We start from the raw sequence: 25,444 nt of genomic DNA on the forward strand, positions 1-25,444 counted from the left end.
ACAACACCCTTATCCTCACTTTTCATGGGTAAGGGGTTTTGTGTTCAAAAATCGATAAATCAGACAATATCCGTGGTTTTCGTTATATACAATTTGAAATATGGACTGGTGCCGGGCTTGTTATATTTTTTAGGTGTGGTTGTTCATACAAAAAGAAACCCTGGGCTTTTGGTCCGAGGCATCTGTTTTCTCTTATCAGATGATTTTAAAAAAGTATGATCATTTTATGGGTATGTGATTTGAGAAGAATCAAAATGCTGAGTGAAAACAGCTTTAATTTGAGTCGTTTTTTCTACTGATTAAACATTTTTATCGATTCTTTTGTAATAATAACTCGTTTTTTCTTCTTTTACATCGAAAGTGTAAATTTCTGCATTTTTGTCAGAAGAAAAGAGCGAAAGTAGCCCAATATCGCCGGCGCAGAAAAGGCTGTGTGCACTCATTAAAATAATCCAGAAATAAAATATCGACTGGTTGAGCGAAAAAAGAATTCCGAAAAGTGTAACAAATTGAATAACTACCAGCGGAGCCAATGCTACAAAGGCAAATTGTTTCCGATTGAGCACATGTTCATCGGCTTCTGCATAAAAAACAAATTTCCTAAGATAGCCGCCGTAATTTATTTTTGGGGCTCCGGTTACTTTTAACGCAATTCCGTGAACGAGTTCATGAATAACAATAAGAACAGAAACACAGAAAACAAGTGTGGCAATTGAAAAAAACAGCGGCAGAAAATTATACTGAAAAGCTAAAATAACCGAGCGCGTAAGAAAAAAAAGGCCAAGCAGAACCATTAACGTTTGGTAAATCATGTACCAGCGAACAATTTTTGTATTGGTGTTGCTTAGTTGCTGAATTACAAAATCTTTTATTTGCTGATGATTAAATTTTGCCAGCAGCTCAAATTTGTCTTCGTTTTGCAGTTCCTGAATTGTTGGGTTGGCCATTTTTATTTGTATCGTATAATTTGATAGAGGTCTTTCAAATTAAATAATTTCAATAAGAATGCAAAAAGTGCGGAAGTGAAGATTACAAATAAGTAGCCGTAAACCCAGTTCTCAAAACGTTGCGAAATGGTTCCCATCGTAACCGTAATTCCTGCAAAAAGAATGAGTTGGATAATAAATCGGACACTTGGTTTTAGTTTGAAAATGATAATTGCCAGCGTGATTTGTGCAATGGCAGTGCAAATTTGAGTAATTAAACTGGCATAAGCAGAACCAAATGCCATAAAGCGTGGAATTAAAATCAGGTTAAGTGAAACGTTGAGCACCATTCCCAGAAACGCCATAATGTTAAGTTGTTTCATACTTCCGTTTGCTGTGAGCAGTGTGCCGAAAATGTATGTGCTGGCAATTCCGATAAATCCGGTCATCAGAATTCCGAGAATTCCCGAGGAATGATTGGTGTTGGAATGGTATAAAAGATCCATAATCTGTTCGTTGTAATAAACGCTCGAAACCGCAATAATTATAGCAGGAACAACCAAAAGCGTGTAGGAAAGTTGAACCATGGAACCAACATGTTCTTTTTGTTTTATCATTCGCGAGAAAATGGGCAAAAGTAAGCCGCCAAATAGAACGCCAAACATCGAAACTGCGTCGAGCAAACGAAATGCCTGCGCATAAATTCCGGCTTGTTCTTTTCCAATCGGGTCGGGGAGGAGGCGCTCAAGCATTACCGAATCAATCCGGTTGTAAAACGACATCAGCAAAACCAAAAGTGCGTAAGGATACGATTTCCGAAGAAAAACAATAAAAAATTTGAAATCGAAGCGGAGTTTTATTTTCCCTGATTGCGCCAGAACAATTATAAATGTAATAATTGAAGTGAGCAGATAAGCAGCAGTTTGTGCGTACACAAACCATTCAATGGTAAAAGAAGCTTTAAATGAGCTGTTGAATAAAAGAACGCTGCAAATAATTATCATGATACTTCGGTCGAGAACCGAAATAAAACTGTCGGTGCGAAAAAGATGCAGCCCGCTGATATTGGACCGAAGATATAAAGTAAACGAAATAAGAAACTGGTTGAAAATGAGGAAGAAAAGCAAATGAAATTGCACCTTGTTGTAGCCGATAATAAATGCAACTGTGAGTGTAAAAATGGCATAAACAATGGCGAGCATGAGTTTCAAACCCACAATATTTGAAAGATGTTTGGGAAGCAAAAACTGGTGTTGTGCAATATTCCTGTTATTGTAATTGGTAATTCCTACATCGAGCAGGATATTCAGCAACATTGAAAAATTAAACAAGGCGAAATACATACCGAAAGTTTGATCGCCAACCATGTTTTGAACGGTTCTGTCAATTCCCAGAAGCCAAAATGGTTTTATCAGGAGGTTCAGGAAAAGTAGTAATATCAGATTGGTAATAAATTTGCGTTTCAAAATCCAGTATTTATCTTTTAAGTCGCATAATTTGAAAGCTTAAAAGTAAAAAATATTTAAACAGACTTTGTACATTTACCCAAATTTGAATTTACACTTTATGGTAATTGCCGTAAATACCCGCTTGCTTTTAAAGGGCAAACTTGAGGGAATTGGTTGGTTTACTTTGGAAACGCTGAAAAGAATGACCATCAATCACCCGGAACATCAGTTTATTTTTATTTTTGATCGGCCTTACGATTCCGACTATATTTTTTCTGATAATGTTACTCCGGTGGTTATTGGTCCGCCAACGCGGCATCCGGTTTTGTGGTATTTGTGGTTTGAATATCAAATTCCGAAAGTGCTCAGAAAATATAAAGCCGACCTTTTTCTTTCTCCCGACGGATACTTGTCGTTGCGAACAAAAGTACCTCAGCTGGCCGTAATTCACGATATTAATTTTGTACATCGTCCTGCCGATTTGCCTTGGTTGAAAGCAAAATATTACAATCGGTATTTTAAAAAATTTGCCAAAGTTGCAAAACGAATTGCAACGGTTTCGTTCTATTCAAAGGAAGATATTACGCGTTCGTTTAAGGTAGATTACGATAAAATTGATGTGGTTTACGACGGCATTAACCGGATTTTTTGTCCAACGTCGCTTGAAGACCAGCAAGTAATTCGACAAAAATATTCCGACGGGAAACCCTATTTCTTGTTTGTGGGCGCTTTGCATCCGCGGAAAAATATTTGCGGGTTACTAAATGCTTTTGATGCCTTTAAAAGTGTGGATTCAAATGATGTAAAACTGGTAATTGTTGGTGGTGAAATGCACAAAACCGGTGAAATTTTCGAAACCTTCGACAACATGCGTTTTAAAAAGGACGTGGTTTTTACCGGCCGTGTAAATACCGACGAATTACATCAGATTTTTGGCGCAGCAATGGCGCTTACTTTTGTTCCTTATTTTGAAGGTTTTGGAATTCCGATTGTAGAGGCGATGAGCTCCGGCGTTCCTGTAATTTGTTCGAACACAACTTCTATTCCCGAAGTTGGCGGAAGTGCCGTTTTATATGCCGACCCGTGCAAAATAGAACAAATAACCGAAGCCATGATTAAGATTTCGGCAGACAAGGAGCTGCGCAAATCGCTTATAGAAAAGGGAATGGTTCAGAAAGAAAAATTTAGCTGGGACGAAACGGCACGTTTACTTTGGATGAGCGTAGAACGGGCTTTACAATAAAAAGCCCCTCCCAGGCTCCCCTGCGGAGGTGAGAAAACTTAGTGCAAAGAATGAAATTCAACAAACTATTATCATATTATAAAAAAAATACTGTCGAAGCTGGTTGCGATGAGGCGGGGCGCGGTTGTCTTGCAGGGCCTGTATTTGCAGCGGCTGTAATTTTGCCTTGCGATTTTGAAAATGAATTATTAAACGACTCCAAAAAACTCACTGAAAAACAACGTTACTTTTTGCGCCCACTCATTGAAAAAGAGGCGATAGCCTGGGCAGTGGCTTCGGTTTCGAATAAAGAAATTGATGAAATTAATATTCTGAATGCTTCGTTTTTGGCGATGAACAAAGCTGTGCAGCAACTACAAATGGTGCCGGAGCATTTGTTGATTGACGGAAATCGTTTCCGGCCGCGCACCAAAATACCGTTTACCTGCATGATAAAAGGCGACGGGCGATTTTATTCCATTGCGGCAGCTTCTGTGTTGGCAAAGACCTATCGCGACGACTTTATGCAACAAGCCCACAACGAATTTCCCAATTATGATTGGAGTAAAAACAAAGGTTACCCAACCAAAAAACACCGGGCAGCCATCAAAGAATTTGGAACTACAAAATACCATCGCATGTCCTTCCGCTTGCTGGATGAACAGTTGGTTTTGGGTTTCCCTCAAGCAAAAGAAAACAAATAGTTTCGAAAAAGAATTTTGAATTTTTTTTGACGCACAGGCAACGTTTGAGTTTTTTTCCGCATTTTAAGAATGAAAGGAATTTTAATAAAACGATTTAGTGCAGATTCAAAAAATTATTAGTAAAAGTTCAAAAGGCGACCGGCGGGCGCAAAAGCAGTTTTTCGATTGGTATGCCGACCGTTTGTTTGCCGTGGCCAAACGTTATGCTGTCTCAACTGAAACAGCTGAAGAAGCACTTTTTCAGGCTTTTTTGAAGATTTTCCTAAAGTTATCTGACTTTGAGTTTATAAATGAGGCTGCATTGCTGGCCTGGTTGTCGCGTATTGTGATTAACCAAACACTAATGGACCGCAGAAAAGAATTGAGCACGCTTTACAAACTGGAGCCAATTGATGAAGAACATCAAAACACAATGTATTACGAAGAGCCCGACGGGGAAACGCTAAACGAATTGGTGAATCAGCTGCCGGTGGGTTATAAAACCGTTTTTTTGATGCATGTGGTTGATGGTTACGCACACAAAGAAATTGCAGAAATGTTGGGGATCTCGGAGAGCACCTCGCGTTCGCAGTTTTTTAAAGCAAGAAAGTTATTACAAAAGAAATTGAATTACGATTATGGACAATCTGGAACATAAAATAAAGGAAGCCTTTGCAGAATCCGATGCTAATACAACTTTCTCAGGGAAAGAAGTAATGTGGAGTCGGCTTGATACAACAATACACCGTTCAAAAAGTGTTGCTGCCTGGTGGAGGGTAGCCGCTGTTTTTCTGTTTTTCTTTTTCGCGGCCGGTGTTTATGCGGCGTTTACTATCAATAGAAGCCTACAAAGTAAGCTGGAATTAATACAAAGTAAGAATGTTGAAATGCAACACACCATCGATTCCCTAATAGCTGCTCCTATCCAAATAAAAACAGAAACCAAAGTTGTGGAAAAGCTCGTTTATCACGATCGTTTTGTTTCTGTCAATAAATTGGACGACAACTTGGTATGGCAGAAAAAAATCAAACAGTTGGAAGATTCGACTCAAGCTTTGTTGGCTGTTCAGAAAATGAATCACCAGATTGAGAAGGAGACGTTGGAAGCAGAACTAAAAAAAGTTAAGGATGAATTGTTCACTTTTCAGAAACAAAAAAAAGAAACAGAAAAGAAAGGGAATGAGCCTTTTCAGCTAAAAAGCGAACGCGTGGAAATGGGCGTTCAAAGTGGTGCCGTTCCAAAAAATTCAGCCCTTGAATTGAAAATATTTCCCGGGAAGTTTACAGAAAACAAAAACGATTTAAACAAAACACTATTAAAAAACAAGTAAGCTATGAAAACAGTTAAAACAATTATTTCAGTACTTCTTTTTCTTTTTGTTACACAATTGCTGGCAGCCAAAAGCGATGTTTTTAAAGGCGATACGATTCGGTACAGGTTTGATAAAATGTTAGTGGAGATTTCCAGTGCCGGTTTTGCTGAGGAAAGTCCTGAAAGTCCCCGAATTGAAGAGCATGTCGAACAAATTCAGAAAATTTTGAAAGAAATGTCGATGGCAACTCCTGAAGAAGACGAACGCATTGTTATTTCTTTGCGAGAACTGGCAAACGATTTTACGGTATCCAATTATAAAGATTTGAAACTGACGCTCGAAAAAAAGGATTCAAAAAAATTGATTGTTTTTGATGACGGAATTGTTTTCGAAAAAGAATTGGGTCAGTACTGTATTTTTATTGTTACCCGGGATTTAAACGTGAAAATTTATGTTGACGATTTATCTGCTCTTTCTGTTTTTTCTTCAGAAAATTTCAAAATGAAAGCCCGGAAGGGAACTGAAGCTCTTACTGAGGAGATAGGAACTGTTTACCGGAAATCGCCGGTTCAGGCCTGTGTTGATTTAAGGGAGAATGAGCCTAAGGTACATGTTCAAACTCCTTCATTCAAATCGCTGGATATGTTGTATATAATGGGAGGAGTTGGCTCAGGTTGGGTGAAAAACTCATTTGTTTCTGATATTAATTTTCGTTTGGGACTGGGCTTTTCACGAAAAGGGATGATAAAAAATATTTATTCAGTAGGATGGAACATGATGTACGATTTTTCCGGATCAACCGACGATAATTTTTTCGAGTTGAATCATTTTGTTTCAATAGGCTGGGATCATAACTTTTCAGGTTCTCCGCTTCAGGAAAAATGGTATGGGCTTTCAGTAGGATATCTTGCGGTACGAAATAACGATTTTTTTAAGGAAAATACTTTTCGGGTGTCGGTAAAAAAGAAAATAAACGATTCCATTAGTTTAAAGCCGGAACTCTATTTCAACGATTTTCTGAAGAATATTTACCCGGGAATTCGTTTATCTGTAACTTTTTAAGGCACCACTTTTGTTTCTCAAAACTTATAAAGACTAATGTCTCGTCAAGAGTAAGATAACGGTTAAGTATTCGACTCCGTTCAGCCTGACTATCATAGGGCATGTTGAATGGAGTCGAAACATACCTAATGTTCTTATCCGAAATTTGAAGATTGACGCGACACCAGAGTGGTGTTATTAGTTTGTAATTATTATGTGTCTTTTGTAATCAGTCACAGGCAAAAATTTATATCTCAACGTGAAAAAGAAATATCTAATTATACTCGCTTTTTTTTTAGCGGTTCAATTTTCGCGCGGTCAGGGAATCGAACATTACCACGCTGGTTTTAAAGTTTTGAACTTAAAAGATACCTCACGAATATATAAACCGGAAACAGATATTCATGATAGTTTACATTTCCGCCCGGTGGAGATTGATGTTTGGTATCCTTCGGAAGACAAAGGACAGAGTCATTTGTTGTTTGGCGATATTTTTAAACTGTTTGAACAGCGCGCTTCAGCATATGGAGATACAAATTACGAAGGTTTTAGCGAAGAACTGGCTACATTTTTTATGGCTGAACTGGGGCTTGATCCAAACCCACAGAAACTACTGAATATTCAAACCTACAGTTTTTGGGAACTAAATCCTGTAAATTCAAAAAAATTACCGGTTATTATTTATATGGCCGGGATGAATGGGATGGGCTTTGAAAACTACAAAATTCTGGAGCGCCTGGCACAGGAAGGCTTTATCGTTTTATCTGTTTGGTCGGTTGGAAAATATCCCGGAGAAATGTCGAATAAAATAACCGATATGTTGGAGCAGGTTTTTGATGCTGAATTTGCTTTGGAATTTTTAAGAAATAGTAAGACGTTTTCTCTACAGCCTGACTTTGACCAAATTGGTGTTTTGGGCTATAGCTGGGGTGGAATGAGTTCTGCGGTGTTGGTTGCCCGGAATCCTGAAATCAAATCATTTGTTTCCTTTGATGGTTCAGAGATTTGCTATTTTGGTGATCCTACGGATTATGATGAAGATGGACAGCTCAACGACGTACATGTTAAAGAGATACTTAACCAGAATCTTTTAAAACCGGAAGTACAAACGATACCGTATCTGTATCTTGAAAGTGACGGGAAATTAAGTGGTTTTTCACCAACATCAGATTACAGTTATTATAATTTGCTTTCTTCGGAGAAAAGATATCTGCGATTTTTGGGGAGTAACCATTCTGATTTTCTTTGTATCCCTTCAATTCTAAATGCATCTCAAAGTTCGGTTCATATTTATAATGAATTAGAGGATATTACCGTGCGCTTTTTTAATAGTACCTTATTTGGAAAAGGCGACTTTGACAATTTCTGGACAGAAATAGTCAACTCTGAAAATAACACAACCTCCCCGATTAATTATTCAGAAAGAAAAGACAATAACTCAGAGAGAAAAATTAACGGGAAGATTTTGGATGCAAGTACAAGGGAACCATTACCATACGTGAATATTGGTATTCTTAATAAAGAAAGAGGAACAATCACAAATGAAAAAGGAACATTTGAATTGCAGATGAAACAAGATTATTTGAATGATACTCTCCGGATTTCGATGGTAGGATATCACCCTGAAGAATTGTTAATAAGCGATATTGCCAAAAGTGATTCCGTCGTGTTGGTTTATTTGAAAGAAAAAGCAGAAACAATAAATGAAGTGGTTGTTTATGGGAAGAGTTTCAAAAAGAAAACATTGGGCAATAAAACAACATCAAAATTTATTAGCACAGGATTTAGTTATGATCAACTGGGGGCGGAGATGGGAATAAAAATCAATGTCCATAAAAGTCCCGCATATGTTGATAGTTTTAGGTTCAATGTTCCATACAACCGTTTGAGTGCCACATCTGTATTCAGATTAAATTTTTATGATGAAAAAGGCGGGAGACCGGGTGAGAATATTTTAGCTAAAAATATTTTTATTGAAATTGAACCTAAGCGAACCGGCGTGATCTCTGTTAATTTAAAACCTTATGATATTGTATTGGAAGACGATGTGTTTGTTACACTGGAATGGGTGAAAAATAATGGAGAAGTAAAAAAAGAGGAAGCCATATATTTCTCTTTAGGATTGCTAAATAACGGAACACTTATTAAACGTGCCAGTCAGGCGCAATTTAAAAAGCATAGTAGTTTAGGGGTAGGTTTTAATATCGATGTGAGACAATAAAAATCAAGCAAAAATGAAATCTATAAAATATTGTATATGAAAATTATTCAAAAAAGAACTTTGAGAAATTTCTTAATTCTCACAATAGTAGGGTTTTTACCAGGCTGTTCTTCAAAATTAGAGAGTAAAACTGAAGTTGACTCACAACCTTCCATCTTTAATCAATATTCCGAGTTTGTAAAAGACACTTTTTATATTAATGTTCAACTACCAAATGAATATTATGAGAACCCGGACAAAAATTATCCTTCGGTTTACGAACTGGACGGAAATTTTTATTTTCCAATTACTTCACCTATTGCCCATCAATATGAAAATACGGGGCTTTTGGAACCTTTTATTTTAGTGAGCATCGGTTATAAGAGTTTCCAATTAATGGATTCTTTAAGAGTTAGAGATTATCTCTATCCAAAATCAATACCTTCAGATGAAATGGATGCAATTGGTGGAGGACAGAATTTTAAAAAGTATATAACAAACGAACTGGTTCCAAAAATTGATAGCGAATTCAGAACGGACAAAACGGACAGGACATTGTTTGGTCATTCTTTTGGAGGTTATTTTGTACTTTATGCTTTAACGGATCAAATAAACAAGAGTACTGATGACTTTAAATCATTTATTTCAGCAAGTCCTACGTTGTGGTATAACAATTTTTATTTGAAGCAATTGCCGGAAAAACTGAAAAACAATAAAGAAAGTTTGAACATCTTTTTAAGTGTTGGTGGAACTGAAGATTCTACTTGGTCGATAAATCCGGTTGTTGACATCTCAACCGAAATCGAAAAAATGGACCTTGAAAGTTTAAATTTTAAGAGTAGAGTTTATAGTAATTTAGATCATATGGATGTTGGGCTGATTTCATTTATTAAGGGTTTGCAGGAATTAAAACAACCGATACAAAAAGAATAGCCCGGTTATACCTTTCTTTTTTCCTGATATATATAGTTGAGGTGTTGGTATCTTTAAATATTTGCAGTGAAATTGAATTTAAGATGAGTTGTATTGGTACTCAAATTTTTCATTTTTTCTGAAAATGGATGGCCAGGCCAGAGTTAGCTTCAATCTTGGATTGTAATTTTGAGTTTACGTTAACATCCCGTTTTTCAATATTTACCTTTGTTTTTGATTTAGAGTTGGGATCGTATGTATAAATAGTAGCCTGGTAGTCGGTGTTATCATCAAGAAAAGTAAGATCGAATGAAAACGAATGTGCCTGTTCTCCGGTTAAAGAACCCAAAAACCAATCATCACCTGATTTTCGGGCTATGGTAGCGTATTCACTTATTTTGCCTTCCAGTACTTTGGTGTCGTCCCAAACGGTTGGCATTTGTTTAAAGAACTCCAGTTCAGGAGTTACTTCTATATAATCTTTGGCTCCGGGAACTCCGCCAATTACATCCGATGAATTTGGAGGGCGGTCATACCAAAAAAGGAATTGCCACGGACTATACATCATAACCGCTTTTGCCAGTTGCGAAACATGCCCGCCCATGGTTTCTGTAACGCGGGGTGCAAAATAGCAGATGGTGTTGTCGCCGGCACCTGCCAGCATACGGGTAAAAAGCGTGATTAATGTATGTTCGTTCGTCGGGCTTTCTTCATCGCCGCGAATTCCTTCCTGTGTCATTAAATTTGGGTACGTACGCGAAAAACCAGTGGGTCGGTATTCGTCGTGAATATCCACCATCAGCTGATTGTCAGCCGCTTTTTTTACAGCCTCGTGCAACCATGCTGTCCACTCTTGCGAACCCACCTGAACAAAGCCGTATTTTACGCCTTTTATTCCCCACGATTTATACAGCGGTAAAATTTCGTCAATTTGTTTTTCCAAAGCACGGCGGTTTACATATAAAATAACACCAATACCTTTGCTTTTTCCGTAGTCGATTACTTTTTGCAAATCCAGCGGCCCTGGCGAACGTTTGGGATCTACGGTAATGGTGGTCGCATCCGATGTTTCTTCGTATTCGTTGCCATACCATCCGGCGTCAAACTCTATGTATTGCAGTCCGTTTGCCGCTGCAAAATCAACACAGGCAATTCCGCCACGTGTGGTAAGTGTCACTTCGCGAATTACTTTCCCTGGTTTTATCCACGACACATCTTCAATCGCACACGGATCATTTAGATTCTGAAGGAAATAGTTGTTTTCCAGTAATTCTCCGGGAGTACTTCCAATCATAATCGTACGCCACGGTGTTGTATATGGAAGTTCGACTTCGGGTGAATCTTCAAGTGCTGCAATCAACGAATTGTTATTTTCACCGGACTGAAGTTTCATACGCGAAAAATCAATCAATTTTGCTTCGCCAACGGCAAGATATTTATTTCCTGCTTCAACTACCAACGGTCGTTCTGCCGGTTCTTTTATTGAACCAATTGGAACATTGCGGTATTCCGATTGCGCCCGGTCTGATACCCAGCAATCGTAATCTTCATTAAAAGTAAATTCTGTGAGTTCCTTTTGAATCGTGAACTGTTCTTCATTCTCCCCTGAGAGGAAGGTCGTATTAAAAGCCACTCCCTCGTTGTATACGCGAAGGGCAATTTCAAATTCTCGGCTTTGTTCAGTCGTTTCTTTTAAACGTATTGTGGTTTGGTTGTATGTATCCGGTACTTCTGCCAGTTCGCCATAAACGGGTTTCCAGCTTTGGTTGACTTCCATTTCCGAAAACGAAACAATTTCCACGTTGTCGCCAATTTTCGATTCGTCTTCCAACTGGTATCCAATAAATGAAGGCAAAACAATGGTCTCTCCTTCATAACTTACCGAGTAATGATTATCTGATGTTTCATCAATCCAAAAGTCAACTTTTATTTTTCCATCGGGACTTAGAACTGAAACAGATTTGGGATTACCACAAGCAAAAAGCAAAAGTGGAAGAAGTGCTACGACAAGGTTTTTCATGGGTATAAGGTTTCAAGTTTGGCGTGAAAATACAAAAAGAAAATCGAAAACATCTTTTGTTTTTGAAAACACCTAATGTCTTTTTTAATGCTCTGTTTTAGTTTTAGGTTGTAAAACAGCATGATGAAGTATTGCCGGAAAACAAATTGTTGTTAGTTTTAAAAAACATAATCATTAACCTTTTATAATCATGAGTTGCTTGCCCCACAATATACTTTGCAAAAATCAGAAACAATTGCAGCTTTCTATAATTTTACTTTGTGTTTTTCAAACTTAGATATGATACAATTTCTCTAATTTAGTTGTGTGAAAAAGTACTTTATTTACAGTGTCTTATTACTGCTTGTTAATTCTTGTAACACGGATAAAGCGTCCACTCCAGAAAGAAGAGAACTGAAATCGGATAAAAAATTGCTGGAAGAAATCATTTCGCCTGATTTTCTGACAAGGGTGAATGATAATTTGATTATATCCAGCAGCAATAGCAAGTCAGACACGATGTTATACATCTATTCATTACCTGATTTAAAATATGTAGCCGGCGCAGTAAAAAAAGGCTCCGGGCCCGGAGAGATGCGACTGTTTCCAATGTTTTGTGAATCATCAAATCAGGCACTTTATGTTTGGGGCTATGGTCCGCAGACAATCAAAAAGTTTGACATAAATAAAAAAGGAGAATTGAAGTTTCTTGACTTGATAAAGTTGCCCCGCTATGAATCGTTTAATAACATGCACATTTTAAATGATTCTCTTTTTATTTATTATCTGCCGGACAATTTAGAAATTGTAAAGGTCGATTTAAAAAGCAATAAATGTTTGGATGAAATTCAGATGGAAAAAGATGCTCATAATGAATCTTTTTTTTATAGCAACAGAGGCACAATTGCTGTAAACGATTCCTTTTTGGTATTTGCCTATTTGTTTAAAAAGCAAATTAATATCTATAGGGTAAACGATTTCAAATTAGAAAAGGAAATTATTGGAGACTACGAACACCGAGAGCCAGTGGCAGGCGATTCTGATACACCGGTATACTATACTCAAATTATCGCAGGTGAGCGTTTCCTTTATGCTCTGTGCAAGGAGAACAAGAGTAATGGTGTTTTTATGGAAGTATATAATTTCGACGGCTTAATTGTTCGAGAATTTACATTTGATATAACCCCCAACCTATTCGCAGTTGACGAAAACAATAAAACAATATACGGGTATGGTTATGATGACCGGTTTGAACCCTATTTGCTTAAATTCAAATATTAAGCCTAAACAGCTGTAAAAGGGATGGTAATTTCTTATTCTGGCAAGCATTTCCGAAGGATTCAAATATTTATAGAAATTTAGTAAAGTTGAAGGGTACGACTCCGGCCGGAGTCGAATGGTTTTCTGTACAAATAATTTTTATAACCATACAATGCCGCTGGCCGCTGGCATCAGAGGAAATAAAAATTATTCCGGTTGATACCCCTTGTCTTCCAGAAGATTAGGCCCCATCGATGCTTCTACAGCCAGTTCATCGCAGCGTTCGTTTAAAGGGTTATTGGCGTGGCCTTTTACCCAAATAAATTTTACGCGGTGTTTTTTATAAATTTCAAGAAAACGCATCCACAGGTCGGGATTTTTTTTCCCTTTAAAGCGTTTTTTCACCCAGTTGAACACCCAGCCTTTTTCAACGGCATCGGCTACATATTTTGAATCGGTGTAAATGGTTACATCGCTTCCAGGAACTTTCAATGCTTCCAAAGCCGTGATTACAGCCAGCAACTCCATTCGATTATTGGTGGTTCGTTTGTATCCCTGTGAAAGCTCCTTCCGGTGTTGTCCCGAAATTAATACAATTCCGTAACCTCCCGGTCCGGGATTTCCGCGGGCTGCACCATCAGTATATATTGTAATTTTTGGTATGGTCATTTTATAAAAAGATACAAAGTAGTGAGTAAAAACTCAGAAAAACAAACGGGCAGGGTAATAAGGGCAAATAAATAATCCTGTCAAAAAATGACAGGATTATTTATGATTTAAAATATTTTCAACTCTTTTCCTGGTTGAATTCAGAGAGGCTTTTATTCAATAATTTTCATTTCGTCAATCAGGTGGGTTGCACCGGCGTATTTGTCGATTACCCACAATACAAAACGAATATCTACGCTGATACAGCGTTGTATCTCAGGTTCAAAAGCAATGTCGCCACTCATCGCTTCCCAGTTTCCGTCGAAGGCAATTCCAATCAGTTCTCCTTTCCCGTTAATAACCGGACTTCCGGAGTTTCCCCCGGTGATATCGTTGTTTGAAATAAAACAAGCGTGCAGTTTTCCGTCGTCATCTGCATAACGGCCAAAATCTTTGTCAAGCAGCATTTCTTTCATTTTTGCAGGGACATCAAATTCAGCATCTCCCGGAATTTCTTTTTCCAGGTAACCATCGGTGGTGGTGTAATATTTGTATATTACGCCGTCGCGAGGTTCATATTCCAAAACTTTTCCATAGGTTAAACGCATGGTTGAATTCGCATCGGGATAGAACGTTTTATCCTTTTCCATTTCCATTAAGCCGGCAACAAAAAGTCTCCTTCCTTTTAACAGGTTTTCATTTCCCTGCGATGCAAGATCACTGACATCCCGAAATGTTTTAAAAATATCAGAGGCCGCCTGAAATGCCATATCTTTTTGGAGTGTTTTAGCAGTAGGTTCATTCATGAACTCTGTAAGTTCTTCTTTGCTTGCGAATATTGTTTTCGCAAACATCTTATCGGCATATTTTGAAAAATCACCTTTGTATTTTTTCTGAACTTCAGCAAAAAAGTTGGGATAGAATTTTGCCGGGTTATTTTTTGCATACAGCTGCATGAGTGCTCCGGCTACTTTTTTATCGGTTTCTGCATCGTAATCTTTAAAATAGGAATCCAGCGATTCTTTTATAGCCATTGTTACTCTTTCAATTCGTTCTTTATTTTCTTCCGGTTTTTCGAGCAAATCAATCATTGGGCGCAGGCGAACTGCAAACATAAAAATCTCCGGTCCGCGAAGTAAAGCTTCTGAAACATATTCCTGGGCTTTATATGCTTCGTCATCAGCATAAGAATCTTTGATATAACTTAGGGCTTCCCCGTATTTTTCTTTTCTGGCCGAAGTAGAATTTACCCATTCTGAAAATTTGTCTTCCAGCATTCTTTTTTTTGCAATTACATCCAAATCGTCTAATCCTTTGTTTTGGCCAATACTGTATTTATAATAGTTTGAACTGCGGGCATATTTTGAAGCATACTGGATGCGTGCTTTTTGGCTGGTTGTCATGTACTTGTTTATGATTTCGAGCTTTTTTTCGCGTACCTCAATACGAACCGGATTGGTTACCTGCATGGTATAATTTACTCCAAACGATGTTTTGTAACGGTTTGTACTTCCCGGATATCCCATAACCATAGCAAAGTCGCCTTCTTCAATACCTTTTATTGAAACAGGGAAAAAATGTTTTGGATGGTAAGGAATGTTCTCTTCCGAATATTCAGCAGGTTCTCCATCAGGGCCGCAGTAAACACGAAACATACTAAAATCATTTGTGTGACGGGGCCACATCCAGTTGTCAGTATCGCCGCCGAATTTACCCATCGCTTGCGGAGGTGCGCCTACCAAACGTATGTCTTTGAAGGTTTCCATCACAAAAAGATAAAACTGGTTGTCGTTAAAAAAGCTTCTCACATACGTTTCGTAATGTGTGTCACCTTTTGCTTCTCTTTCCAGCTGATTTGAATTCTCATCTATTTTTCGCTCTCTCTCTTCTTCGCTCATGTCGTCGGAAATGTCGACTAAAACTTTATCGGTAACATCTTCAACACGAACTAAAAATGAAACTGTTTTTCCCGGGTTCGGAAGTTCTTCCTCTTTCGACATTGCCCAAAAACCATCACGTAAATAATCATGCTCAACACTTGAATGACTTTGAATTTCTCCAAAGCCGCAATGGTGATTGGTGAGTAACAGTCCTTCTTCCGAAACGAGTTCTGCCGTGCATGAGCCACGGTCGAGTGCTACTACTGCATCTTTCAGGCTGGAGTTATTAATGCTGTAAATGTCTTCGGCATCCAACTCGAATCCCATTTGTTGCATTTGATTAATGTTCAGCTTATAAATAAGCGAAGGCAGCCACATTCCTTCATCGGCCACTGCCGAGCCATAAATAAATATTGAAATCAGCAGTAATAATTTAAATTTTCTCATCTTACCTTTTTTCTATTAGAATTTGCAAATATAATTTTTCATACTACATAATTATGTGATAATTATCTTTTTTCATTTTGATTGATGAGCTCTGAATACCACCAAAATAACAGAGCCACTGACATTGTTATCATTAACGCAGCGCCAAAAGTAACCACCGAATTTGGAGCGATAAATATTTTACTTATCATCCCAAGAATTGGTATCATTCCGAAACCAAAAGGAATCCATTCGAAATGGAACCGGATAAAAAAGAAATAGACAATACCAATTAAAACAACGGTTATTATTGTTGTGATTATCCAAACAGAATAATTTTCAAAATTAATTCCGTTTAACGAGAGTCCGCCTAAAACAGCTAAAGATATCCCAATCCATTTGTTTCGTGTCCAGCTTTGGGTATAGCTGTGTATCCCGTAAAACAGAACAAAAGCAAAGGCCGGATATAAAATGACGCCAGGTGTATTTGAAACAGCCAGCAAAAATGATGGTAGTTTGCCGTTCAAAAAGTCAAAGCTTATCCAGTAAGGTTCTGTTTTGGGCAGCAGGCTCTGAATGGCAGTAAAAGTTCCGGTTACAAAAAGACCTAATCCCAATGCGTATAAAATATTTCTTTTGGGCAGCGATGATTTCTTAAGGGGTGTCCAACCGGGTGTGGCGGCAATAAAAATGCTGTAAAACAAAGTAAAGAAAATGCCGGATATTGCGATGCCAATCAAAAGTGTTGTGATAAAATTTGACATTGGGAGCTGTGTTGAATAGTTTGCGATTGCAGTTGGCCATGAAAACCAATTTTCAACAAAATAAAGCAACGCAAAAACAATAGCCAGTTTTATAAATAGTTTTAGCCTGAATTTTTTTCGTGTCCATCGGATAATGGCTAATACCAGTCCCAGTAAAACTGTGCCTGCAATCAGAATTGTTGATATCGTTTTGATGATTGATTTTTTGTTTTCTGTCTCTTTGTAATTTCGAGTCCATTCTTCAGGGACATAAACAAAGGAATATGCACTTGTCACTTCATCGCCGGCAATCTTGATGCGATACCTTCCCTGTCCCTGAGTAAGCGGGAAATTGGTTGTGTCGGCATAAATAAATTCCCAGGCTGTTCTGTTTTCCTGTTTTTCCGGAGTAACCGAGATTCTTTTTAGTGTTTCTTTTTCCAGTAAGAAACCAGACAAAAGAACTGAATCAGCGATGGTTTGTGCTTCATTTTCTGAAAGGTTTTTTCCTTTTGCTTTCTCAGGAAGAATATGTGAAACAGCAAGAATTTTCTTATCATTGCCTACCTGTACGGCATATTCTTCTGTTTTATCCTCTGCCTTTCCCTCGGTTTTTACCAGTCTGATTTTCCAGTGTGGTGGCGCCAGGTAGTTTTTTAGCATTTGCTTGTAAATGGAATCTCCGCCAAGCTGCCAAACAAAAATATCGCGAATATCAACAGCGTCATTTACTGATGTTAAAATGGTCCAGTCTTCAAAATTAATATGGTATCGATCTGTTAATTCCGTTTTTGCAGTTTCTATGGCAGCCGTTTTATTGAGTTGTAAAACCGGTGCGTCCATTTCGAAAGGCTTGAATAGCACCCAGACAATCAGTCCTGCAGCGCCAAGGGCAAGAATCCATTTTTCAACATTCAATTTTTTTGTCTCAATGGTTGGGATTACTTCTGATTTTCTTTCGATAAGAGCCGGTTCTTTCCATGCACCGTTTTTTTCTTCTTCCGGCACTTTGGTCCATTTTTTATTTCTAAAACGAATAAAAAGAACAATAAAAAGCGGAACAAAAAGAAAGAGCAGAACCAAACTCCGGTCAAGCCAAATTCCTTCGGTTGATGAAACCCAAAGTGGCAGGCTTATCCAGAAAACATCAACCGTATAGTGTGCGATTACTCCTGGGAGAATACCGAAATATATATATATAATTCCCATTATTGTAAAAGGAATAATCATCTCTAAAACCCTCGCGTAGGAAGGTTGCTGGGCATAGTTGGCATGTGCCGATCCAAAAATCAATGTTTGAAGAATGAGTACAAAAACAATCCAGAAGTTTCTCCATTTTTTCCCTTTGGTGAGAATAAAAACACCTGCAACCGGGACAGCTCTGAACAATGCTTCTTCCCAAAAGCCTGCTTGTAATGATATGGCTATTGAATCGAGCCAGGGGAGGTAAGTGGCCAGAATATTTGGGTCGGATAATGTTCCCGCCGGGCTCCACCATCCAAAATGTGTTGTTGTGGTAAGATAAAACAGCACATCGAAGGCCAAAATTATTACTGCAAAAAGATATCCGCCGATGGTCTGTCCAAGAACCGGCAAACTTCCTCCCGAATTTTTTGACCAGATTTTCCACCATTGGATATGTTTCGGGAATGCCATTCTACCCAGGCCTTCGGCAGCCATAAAAGAAACCGCTATGATGGAGCCAAATCCCAAAGCACTAAGTAAGCCGCTTAAAAGTTGCCGTGTTAAAAAGTTTGATTGTGAAGATGAGGTGTCGTATGAAAACCAGGAAAAAGGCAGGCTGTTCAGCGTCAGCAGAAAAACAGAAGCAAATGCAATTCCCAGTCCCCAGTATAACGCCGGTTTCCAGATTAACCGGTGTTTCCGCATTAGCATAAAAATGCCCAGAATTACACCCAGTAAACCATAAAATATGGCAATTGCAGCCGATGAAATTGTAGCGATGGTGTTATTGGCAGAACGCATTTCAGAATAACGACGGTTAAAATCTTCAGGTATTTTAACGCTGTAATTAACTGTGCTGAGTTTGTCGCCGCTAACTACCAGTGTAAGTCGGAATTTTCCGTCTCCAACCGATTGATCGTTTCGCTCATACACAAAGGTGTGATCGACACGACCACTAATCTGCTCTTTTTTTGATTTTTCAATTAAATCATAAGATGTTAAATCTACATCCCAATTGTAAATGGCAATGTGTTCTGCTATTCGGAGTGCCTCATCCTGTTTCAGTGCTGCGCCTTTTTGGGTTTCGGGAACTTTTTCCTTAAAACCATAAATGTCACCGTTGGGTTTGAACCAGAAAGTTACTTCGTTAGCATCCTGTTCTTTAAAATGCCGAACAGTCCAGTTGTATGAATAATAATATCCATTGGAAATAATGTTTGTAAAAGTGTCGAGGCCTCCGCATTCCAGTTCTACAAAATTCTGAAACCTGCTGTCGTTTCTAAATGCAGCAGTTTGCTTAAATTCCTGCGGGCCAATTTCAAACTCCTGCGCCAGCAGGGCTGCTTTTTTTAACGCAGCTTCACGATCCATTTCAATTTCGATGTTTATTAAGCTGTTGGCCTTATCAAAATTAAAGTAGACGTAGAAAACAGATATAAGCGCAAAAACACCTAAAACAAACCATCCCTTCGGACGGTTGAAAATATTTTTATTTCTCATGATACCTGGTTGGTAGTAGATTGGTCTTTTTATTTAAAAATAATTACACCATACTAAATTTAAAAATCTAATTTGAAGAACAGAATTTAATCGAAGGTTTTTCGTTGCTTACTTTAATGATTAAATCGAACGGTGAATTGGTTCGTTAAAAAATCAAAAAGTAAGAAATTGTTTATCAATTCTTTCTAAATTTGTAGCTCCAAAATCGAAATGGTGGAAGAACAAAATAAAAAAGAGAAAAAGTTTATCCGGAAAATAAGGGATCAGTATCGGTTGATTATCTATAATGATACAACTTTTCAATCGGTATGGAGCACAAAACTTTCACGCTTGAAAGTATTTACAATAACCAGTTTACTTTCCGCAGTAATTGTGGTGCTTGTTATATTGTTAATTGCTACAACCGGACTGCGAGAGTATATCCCGGGTTACCCAAAGGCTGAATACAGGCAAATGTTGGTTCGTTCAGCATTGCAAGTCGATTCACTTGAGACCGAATTAAAAAAACGTGACGAGTTTTTTAAGGGGATCCAGGCGATTGTTTCAGGAGAAGTACCCGAAGATAACTTAATTATTGAAACAGAAGTAGAACCCAATGAAATAGAATTTCAGGAATACAATCACGATTCTGTTTTTCAGGATAAATTACTGGCGGAACAGTTAAGTCTCTCTATCCAGAATAATGAAAATAAAAACACCGGATTAAGTCAAATTCATTTTTTTGTTCCTTTGGAAGGCGTGGTTAGTAATCAATTTGATGGGGGGAAGGATCATTTTGGTATCGATTTGGTGAGTGGACCAAATGCAAGAATTTCATCGGTGTTGGGAGGCACAGTTATTTTTGCAGGGTGGACACTTGAAACAGGCTATGTGATGTATATCCAACACGAATCCAATTTAATATCGGTTTATAAACACAATGCAGAGTTGCTGAAAAAAACAGGTGACCGGGTAAAAGCAGGTGAAGCTATCGCCATTGTAGGGAATACTGGTGAACTCACCTCAGGACCACATCTTCATTTTGAACTTTGGTATGAAGGGAAAGCTCTGAACCCTGAACAATACATTGATTTTTAGTATGAAGAAAAGAATAGCAATTCTGGGGTCAACAGGTTCAATTGGAACACAATCACTGGAGGTTATTGAAAAAAACAACGATAAATTTGAAGTTGAAGTTTTAACCGCAAACAATAATGTCAATCTTTTGATTCAGCAGGCTAAAAGATTTCAGCCCAACGCTGTAGTGATTGCTAACCCTGAAAAATATAAAGTTGTTACAGAAGCATTAAAAGATGAACCAGTGAAAGTTTACGCCGGCAGCGAAGCTTTAACCCAGATTGTACAGATGGAAACGGTTGATTTGGTTTTGACTGCCATGGTAGGGTATTCCGGTTTGATTCCAACATATCATGCTGTAAAAGCAGGAAAAAATATTGCGTTGGCAAACAAAGAAACATTGGTGGTGGCTGGTGAAATTATTACGGGGTTAGCCAAAAAGAAACAGTGCGATATTATTCCTGTCGATTCAGAGCATTCTGCTATCTTCCAATGTTTGGTAGGTGAATATATGAATCCGATCGAAAAAATTATACTTACCTGTTCCGGAGGCCCGTTTCGCGGTAAAACCCTGGCGGATTTAGAGTCGGTTACCGTAAGAAATGCACTCAACCATCCCAACTGGAATATGGGGGCAAAAATAACCATCGATTCTGCTACTCTCATGAACAAAGGTTTTGAGATGATTGAAGCACACTGGTTGTTTGGATTGCCTTCGTCAAAAATAGATGTGATTGTGCATCCGCAATCGATCATTCATTCAGTTGTACAATTTGAAGATGGATCGATGAAAGCACAAATGGGATTACCTGATATGAGACTCCCCATTCAATATGCAATGGGATTTCCGTATCGAATTAGAAATGAATTTCCAAGATTCAATTTTATGGATTTTCCCACACTCGACTTTGAGCCGCCAAATACAAAAATTTTTCGTAACCTTGCACTCTCTTATGAGGCACTTAACAGAGGAGGAAATGTGCCTTGTATACTGAATGCGGCAAACGAAATAGTGGTTGAAGCATTTTTAAAAGAAAAGATAGGGTTTCTGGAAATGCCGGAAATTATTGAAAAAGTAATGGATAAAGTAAGTTTTCTGGAAAAACCGGGGCTCGAAGATTTAATTCAAACCAACGATGAAACAAGAACCGTAGCAAAGTTGTTAACAGAGAACAAAAATTAGAAGAGAATTTGAATGGAAGCAATATTAGTTAAGACAGCACAGTTATTATTAAGCCTTTCCATACTTGTGGTATTGCACGAGTTTGGACATTTTATGTTTGCCCGTTTGTTTAAAACCCGTGTTGAGAAGTTTTACCTGTTTTTTGATCCGTGGTTTTCACTTTTTAAAGTAAAAAAAGGTGAAACAGAATACGGAGTTGGTTGGCTGCCATTGGGCGGTTATGTGAAAATTTCAGGAATGATTGACGAGTCGATGGATAAGGAAGCAATGAAACTTCCTCCAAAACCTTACGAATTTCGTTCTAAACCTGCATGGCAGCGTTTGCTTATTATGGTTGGAGGTGTGTTAATGAACTTCATTTTTGCCATTCTTATTTATGTGGGGGTGTTGTATGCGTGGGGAGAATCATATCTCCCAACAGCAAATGCAAAATACGGAATCGTTGTAAGTGAAGTAGGGAAGGAAATCGGTTTTCAGGACGGAGATAAAATATTATCAGTTGATGGTAAACATGTTGAAAGTTTTAGTAAAGTAATTCCGACCATAGTTTTGGATGCCGCAAAAACCGTTCAGGTAGAACGAAACGGGCAAAGTGTTGATGTTGAGATCAGTGATGCTGACCTGGCTCTTCTTTTGAAAAGTAAGGAAGTTTTTGCTCCCGGTATTCCCTTTAAGCTTGGAGTGGAGAGTTTTTCAAAAAACTCTGTGGGAGAAAAAGCCGGGTTAAAAGTTGGAGACGAAGTGAAAGGGATAGACGGAAATTATTATACATATTACAACCGCTGGATTCAGGATATAAAATCAAAAGCTGGTGAAGATATCGTATTAAATATCGAACGAAACGGAGAGCCAATGGATATAGCAATGAAACTTGGAGACGATGCTGCCATTGGATTTGTAAACAGTCATTACAAAGCAGATGTTTTTGAATGGCAGACGATTAACTACGGTTTTTTTGAATCGTTTCCGGAAGGAATTAGGCGGGGAGTGGAAACAACCGGCGATTACCTGAAACAATTTAAACTGTTTTTTAAACCTGAAACCAAAGCATATGAGTCGCTGGGAGGTTTTGCAACCATTGGAAATATTTTCCCTTCCACCTGGGATTGGGAATCTTTCTGGAATATGACCGCCTTTATTTCAATTATATTAGCCATTATGAATTTACTGCCCATCCCTGCTTTGGATGGCGGACATGTGATGTTTTTGGTTTTTGAAATGGTATCAGGGAAAAAACCAGGCGAGAAATTTTTGGAATATGCACAAATTGTTGGTATGGTTATACTTCTTGCGTTAGTTTTATACGCAAATGCCAATGATATAATAAAAATGATAAACGGAACATTTTAATAAAAAAAATTCTAATTTTGTAACGAACCAATAACAAAGAGTATCATGAATTTATTTGTAATTGCAGGATTTATAGGACCTCAGGAAATAATTATCATCTTAATTATTGTTCTTTTGCTTTTTGGCGGACGTAAAATCCCGGAATTAATGAAGGGTCTGGGAAAAGGGATGAAAGAATTTAAGAACGCAACAAAAGAGGACGAAGAGGATACAAAAAAATCGGACCCGGAAAAGATTGAAGGCTAAATATTTCACTCTTGATAGAGAATCCCGTTTCTGGTGATACAGGTACGGGATTTTTTATTTCTAAATGGTAAGGTTTTTGTATGTATTTTAGGAAAATCCTAAAGCTAAAAAAAATGAAAATAAGAATTTGTAGCGTTTTACTGTTGTCTGTGTTTGTAAGCGGGCTTTTTTCCTGTTCAAATAACAGTACAGAAATGTATAAAAATATTACCGGGAAAGCTGGTGAAATGATTGTCGTCATTTCAGAACAGTCGTGGAATGGAGAACCGGGAAAAGTGCTAAGAGAAACATTGGCACAACCACAACTGGCATTGCCTCAGGATGAACCTATTTTTGATTTGGTTGACGTTCCGCACGCTGCTTTTAAAAGTATTTTCAAAAGTACGCGCAATATAATTCAAACCAGTATTTCATCAAATGTAGAAAAGGAAGAGGTTAAGTTTACCGATGATGTTTGGGCATATCCACAGGCTACAGTTCAGATAACGGCCAAAACGCCGGAAAGATTTGTTGAACTTTTTAATGAAAATAAAGGCAAAATAATTTCCTATTTTATTTCGGCTGAGAAAGAGCGGCTTACCATGAATTATAACCAATATTACGAAAAAGCGGTTTATAATATTCTTGATCGTGATTTTGAGGTTACGATGAAAGTTCCCCCGGGGTTTCAGGTAGCTAAAGAAGCAGAGGATTTTATCTGGTATAAATATGAGACACCTGAGATTTCGCAGGGAGTTATTTTTTATTCTTATCCCTACGTTTCCGATAGTGCATTTACAAGCAATTATCAAATACGAATCAGAGACAGTTTGTTGAAAACTCATGTTCCCGGCCCCAGAGACGGAAGTTATATGAGTACTGAAAAACGTATCGAACCGATAGTTAATGTATTTAAACACAATGGTAATTACGCTACTGAAATGAGGGGGCTTTGGAGAGTTGAAAACGATTTTATGGGCGGCCCGTATGTTTCAATCGCTGAGCTCGATACAGACAAACAAAGAGTGCTGGTTGCTTTTGGTTATGTATACGCCCCAAGCAAGGATAAGCGGAATTTTATACGACAGGTAGAAGCTATGATTTATTCGCTGAAATTAAATAACCAGGAAGAGAATGATAAATTAAACAGGCAAACAGAGATGGAAGTGACGATAGAAGGCTGATAAGAAAAAAATAAAAGAAAATGTCATTCTTGTTTTTATACAGGAATGACATTTTTTTATGCTTTAAAATGCAGCTTTTACAATCTCTTTTACATTGTCGGAGATGCCGTAAGTGTAAATGTGCAACGATGGCGCATTATGGGCAACCAGGTCTTTCGACTGATAGATAGCCCACTCTGTTCCTACTCTTCGGGCTTCTTCGTTGTTTTTGCATTTCGCCAGTTCCGAAGCCAGTTCGGCAGGCAAATCAATACTAAATATTTTGGGCAGAACCGTAAGCTGGGTTTTTAAATTGATGGGTTTTATTCCCGGAATAATCGGAACAGTTATTCCGATTTCCCTGCATTTGTCAACAAAGTCATAATAAACCTTATTGTCGAAAAACATCTGTGTAACAATATAATCGGCACCTGCATCAACTTTTTGTTTAAGGTAATTCAAATCGAGCTCCCTGTTGGGGCATTCAAAATGTTTTTCCGGGTAACCTGCAACACCTACGCAGAAATCGAGCGGAGTACTGTTTTTCAGATCTTTTTCCAGGTATGTCCCTTCTTTTAAATCTTTGATTTGTTTTACCAACTGAACCGCATTGGAATGCCCGTTGTATTCGGGTTTGAAAACGTGTTGGTTTTTTACTCCGTCGCCGCGCAATGCAAGCACATTTTTAATTCCCAGAAAATTGAGATCGATTAAAACATGTTCGGTTTCGCTTTTGGTAAATCCGCCACACAAAATATGCGGCACAACCGGAATATCGTATTTGTGCTGTATCGCAGCGGCAATCGCAACAGTGCCGGGGCGTTTTCGTATCGTTCTTTTAACAATTGAACCGTCTTCCATTTCTTTGAACTCAATCTCATCACGATGTGTGGTGAGATTAATGTATTTGGGATCAAATTCTGTTAAACTTTCAATGGTGCGATATAATTTACTCGTATCATTTCCTTTTAATGGAGGCAGGAGTTCAAAGGAAAAGACGGTTTTTTTTGCGTTATTAATTATGTCGATAACTTTCATTTCGAATTAATTATTTCTGTATAACAAAAATAGTAAACTGATT

At 38.0% G+C, this 25,444-nt stretch carries 20 protein-coding genes; 13 read left to right on the forward strand and 7 right to left on the reverse strand.

Annotation, left to right across the window (positions count from 1 at the left end; translation table 11 throughout):
• Positions 1 to 299: 299 nt before the first annotated feature.
• Complete coding sequence (locus K5G00_RS26730; protein ID WP_238769556.1) at positions 300 to 947, reverse strand: DUF3267 domain-containing protein; 648 nt, start codon at positions 945 to 947, stop codon at positions 300 to 302.
• 2 nt (positions 948 to 949) lie between these two features.
• A complete protein-coding gene (locus tag K5G00_RS26735; RefSeq protein ID WP_238769557.1) occupies positions 950 to 2,392 on the reverse strand; it encodes an oligosaccharide flippase family protein in 1,443 nt (480 codons plus the stop codon).
• 100 nt (positions 2,393 to 2,492) lie between these two features.
• On the opposite strand from K5G00_RS26735, the gene K5G00_RS26740 reads away from it, so the two are divergent.
• The 7 genes from K5G00_RS26740 (at position 2,493) to K5G00_RS26770 (ending at position 9,766) form a co-directional block, all read left to right on the forward strand.
• Entirely contained in the window at positions 2,493 to 3,617 is a 1,125-nt protein-coding gene (locus K5G00_RS26740; protein ID WP_238769558.1) for a glycosyltransferase family 4 protein, read from the forward strand.
• 50 nt (positions 3,618 to 3,667) lie between these two features.
• Complete coding sequence (locus K5G00_RS26745; RefSeq protein ID WP_238769559.1) at positions 3,668 to 4,300, forward strand: ribonuclease HII; 633 nt, start codon at positions 3,668 to 3,670, stop codon at positions 4,298 to 4,300.
• Positions 4,301 to 4,397: 97 nt separating this feature from the next.
• Positions 4,398 to 4,937, forward strand: a complete 540-nt coding sequence (locus K5G00_RS26750) for an RNA polymerase sigma factor (protein ID WP_238769560.1) — start codon at positions 4,398 to 4,400, stop codon at positions 4,935 to 4,937.
• Positions 4,918 to 5,610, forward strand: coding sequence for a hypothetical protein (locus K5G00_RS26755; protein ID WP_238769561.1), 693 nt, complete (start codon positions 4,918 to 4,920; stop codon positions 5,608 to 5,610). The genes K5G00_RS26750 and K5G00_RS26755 overlap by 20 nt, the downstream gene beginning before the upstream one ends.
• Before the next feature lie 3 nt (positions 5,611 to 5,613).
• Entirely contained in the window at positions 5,614 to 6,654 is a 1,041-nt protein-coding gene (locus tag K5G00_RS26760) for a hypothetical protein (RefSeq protein WP_238769562.1), read from the forward strand.
• Between the two features lie 238 nt (positions 6,655 to 6,892).
• Complete coding sequence (locus K5G00_RS26765; RefSeq protein ID WP_238769563.1) at positions 6,893 to 8,854, forward strand: carboxypeptidase-like regulatory domain-containing protein; 1,962 nt, start codon at positions 6,893 to 6,895, stop codon at positions 8,852 to 8,854.
• Between the two features lie 36 nt (positions 8,855 to 8,890).
• Positions 8,891 to 9,766 (forward strand): alpha/beta hydrolase, encoded by an 876-nt coding sequence (locus K5G00_RS26770; RefSeq protein WP_238769564.1) that lies wholly within the window; start codon positions 8,891 to 8,893, stop codon positions 9,764 to 9,766.
• Positions 9,767 to 9,875: 109 nt separating this feature from the next.
• Here K5G00_RS26770 and K5G00_RS26775 read toward each other — a convergent pair whose 3' ends face one another.
• Positions 9,876 to 11,765: a glycoside hydrolase family 97 protein gene (locus tag K5G00_RS26775; protein ID WP_238769565.1), complete on the reverse strand. Its 1,890-nt coding sequence runs from the start codon at positions 11,763 to 11,765 to the stop codon at positions 9,876 to 9,878.
• A 306-nt stretch (positions 11,766 to 12,071) separates the two neighbouring features.
• Here K5G00_RS26775 and K5G00_RS26780 point away from each other — a divergent pair, with 306 nt between their 5' ends.
• Positions 12,072 to 13,025 (forward strand): BF3164 family lipoprotein, encoded by a 954-nt coding sequence (locus tag K5G00_RS26780; protein ID WP_238769566.1) that lies wholly within the window; start codon positions 12,072 to 12,074, stop codon positions 13,023 to 13,025.
• Positions 13,026 to 13,211: 186 nt separating this feature from the next.
• On the opposite strand, the gene rnhA is transcribed toward K5G00_RS26780, so the two are convergent.
• From rnhA to K5G00_RS26795, 3 genes are all read right to left on the reverse strand, one after another.
• On the reverse strand, positions 13,212 to 13,673 hold the full coding sequence (rnhA, locus tag K5G00_RS26785) for a ribonuclease HI (protein WP_238769567.1): 462 nt from the start codon (positions 13,671 to 13,673) through the stop codon (positions 13,212 to 13,214).
• A gap of 152 nt (positions 13,674 to 13,825) precedes the next feature.
• A complete protein-coding gene (locus K5G00_RS26790; protein WP_238769568.1) occupies positions 13,826 to 15,979 on the reverse strand; it encodes a S46 family peptidase in 2,154 nt (717 codons plus the stop codon).
• 62 nt (positions 15,980 to 16,041) lie between these two features.
• A complete protein-coding gene (locus tag K5G00_RS26795; protein WP_238769569.1) occupies positions 16,042 to 19,386 on the reverse strand; it encodes a CPBP family intramembrane glutamic endopeptidase in 3,345 nt (1,114 codons plus the stop codon).
• Between the two features lie 210 nt (positions 19,387 to 19,596).
• Here K5G00_RS26795 and K5G00_RS26800 point away from each other — a divergent pair, with 210 nt between their 5' ends.
• From K5G00_RS26800 to K5G00_RS26820, 5 genes are all read left to right on the forward strand, one after another.
• Positions 19,597 to 20,463 (forward strand): M23 family metallopeptidase, encoded by an 867-nt coding sequence (locus tag K5G00_RS26800; RefSeq protein WP_238769570.1) that lies wholly within the window; start codon positions 19,597 to 19,599, stop codon positions 20,461 to 20,463.
• 1 nt (position 20,464) lies between these two features.
• Positions 20,465 to 21,625 carry a 1-deoxy-D-xylulose-5-phosphate reductoisomerase gene (locus K5G00_RS26805; RefSeq protein ID WP_238769571.1) on the forward strand — a complete coding sequence of 387 codons (1,161 nt, stop codon included), beginning with the start codon at positions 20,465 to 20,467 and terminating at the stop codon, positions 21,623 to 21,625.
• A gap of 12 nt (positions 21,626 to 21,637) precedes the next feature.
• Complete coding sequence (gene rseP / locus K5G00_RS26810) at positions 21,638 to 22,975, forward strand: RIP metalloprotease RseP (RefSeq protein WP_238769572.1); 1,338 nt, start codon at positions 21,638 to 21,640, stop codon at positions 22,973 to 22,975.
• 45 nt (positions 22,976 to 23,020) lie between these two features.
• Positions 23,021 to 23,221, forward strand: a complete 201-nt coding sequence (gene tatA / locus K5G00_RS26815; RefSeq protein WP_238769573.1) for a twin-arginine translocase TatA/TatE family subunit — start codon at positions 23,021 to 23,023, stop codon at positions 23,219 to 23,221.
• Between the two features lie 113 nt (positions 23,222 to 23,334).
• Positions 23,335 to 24,384, forward strand: a complete 1,050-nt coding sequence (locus K5G00_RS26820) for a DUF4837 family protein (protein WP_238769574.1) — start codon at positions 23,335 to 23,337, stop codon at positions 24,382 to 24,384.
• A 63-nt stretch (positions 24,385 to 24,447) separates the two neighbouring features.
• Here K5G00_RS26820 and metF read toward each other — a convergent pair whose 3' ends face one another.
• A complete protein-coding gene (gene metF, locus K5G00_RS26825) occupies positions 24,448 to 25,401 on the reverse strand; it encodes a methylenetetrahydrofolate reductase [NAD(P)H] (protein ID WP_238769575.1) in 954 nt (317 codons plus the stop codon).
• Positions 25,402 to 25,444: the final 43 nt, after the last annotated feature.

The organism is Maribellus maritimus, from assembly GCF_022267315.1.
GTDB lineage: Bacteria > Bacteroidota > Bacteroidia > Bacteroidales > Prolixibacteraceae > Draconibacterium > Draconibacterium maritimum.

What these genes read in the sequence shown, in the direction of transcription:
- K5G00_RS26730 (WP_238769556.1), bottom strand. Translation starts at nt 947, where the DNA reads ATGGCCAACCCAACAATTCAGGAACTGCAAAACGAAGACAAATTTGAG.
- K5G00_RS26740 (WP_238769558.1), top strand. Translation starts at nt 2,493, where the DNA reads ATGGTAATTGCCGTAAATACCCGCTTGCTTTTAAAGGGCAAACTTGAG.
- K5G00_RS26745 (WP_238769559.1), top strand. Translation starts at nt 3,668, where the DNA reads ATGAAATTCAACAAACTATTATCATATTATAAAAAAAATACTGTCGAA.
- K5G00_RS26755 (WP_238769561.1), top strand. Translation starts at nt 4,918, where the DNA reads ATGGACAATCTGGAACATAAAATAAAGGAAGCCTTTGCAGAATCCGAT.
- K5G00_RS26760 (WP_238769562.1), top strand. Translation starts at nt 5,614, where the DNA reads ATGAAAACAGTTAAAACAATTATTTCAGTACTTCTTTTTCTTTTTGTT.
- K5G00_RS26770 (WP_238769564.1), top strand. Translation starts at nt 8,891, where the DNA reads ATGAAAATTATTCAAAAAAGAACTTTGAGAAATTTCTTAATTCTCACA.
- K5G00_RS26775 (WP_238769565.1), bottom strand. Translation starts at nt 11,765, where the DNA reads ATGAAAAACCTTGTCGTAGCACTTCTTCCACTTTTGCTTTTTGCTTGT.
- rnhA (WP_238769567.1), bottom strand. Translation starts at nt 13,673, where the DNA reads ATGACCATACCAAAAATTACAATATATACTGATGGTGCAGCCCGCGGA.
- K5G00_RS26790 (WP_238769568.1), bottom strand. Translation starts at nt 15,979, where the DNA reads ATGAGAAAATTTAAATTATTACTGCTGATTTCAATATTTATTTATGGC.
- K5G00_RS26795 (WP_238769569.1), bottom strand. Translation starts at nt 19,386, where the DNA reads ATGAGAAATAAAAATATTTTCAACCGTCCGAAGGGATGGTTTGTTTTA.
- K5G00_RS26800 (WP_238769570.1), top strand. Translation starts at nt 19,597, where the DNA reads ATGGTGGAAGAACAAAATAAAAAAGAGAAAAAGTTTATCCGGAAAATA.
- K5G00_RS26805 (WP_238769571.1), top strand. Translation starts at nt 20,465, where the DNA reads ATGAAGAAAAGAATAGCAATTCTGGGGTCAACAGGTTCAATTGGAACA.
- rseP (WP_238769572.1), top strand. Translation starts at nt 21,638, where the DNA reads ATGGAAGCAATATTAGTTAAGACAGCACAGTTATTATTAAGCCTTTCC.
- tatA (WP_238769573.1), top strand. Translation starts at nt 23,021, where the DNA reads ATGAATTTATTTGTAATTGCAGGATTTATAGGACCTCAGGAAATAATT.
- K5G00_RS26820 (WP_238769574.1), top strand. Translation starts at nt 23,335, where the DNA reads ATGAAAATAAGAATTTGTAGCGTTTTACTGTTGTCTGTGTTTGTAAGC.
- metF (WP_238769575.1), bottom strand. Translation starts at nt 25,401, where the DNA reads ATGAAAGTTATCGACATAATTAATAACGCAAAAAAAACCGTCTTTTCC.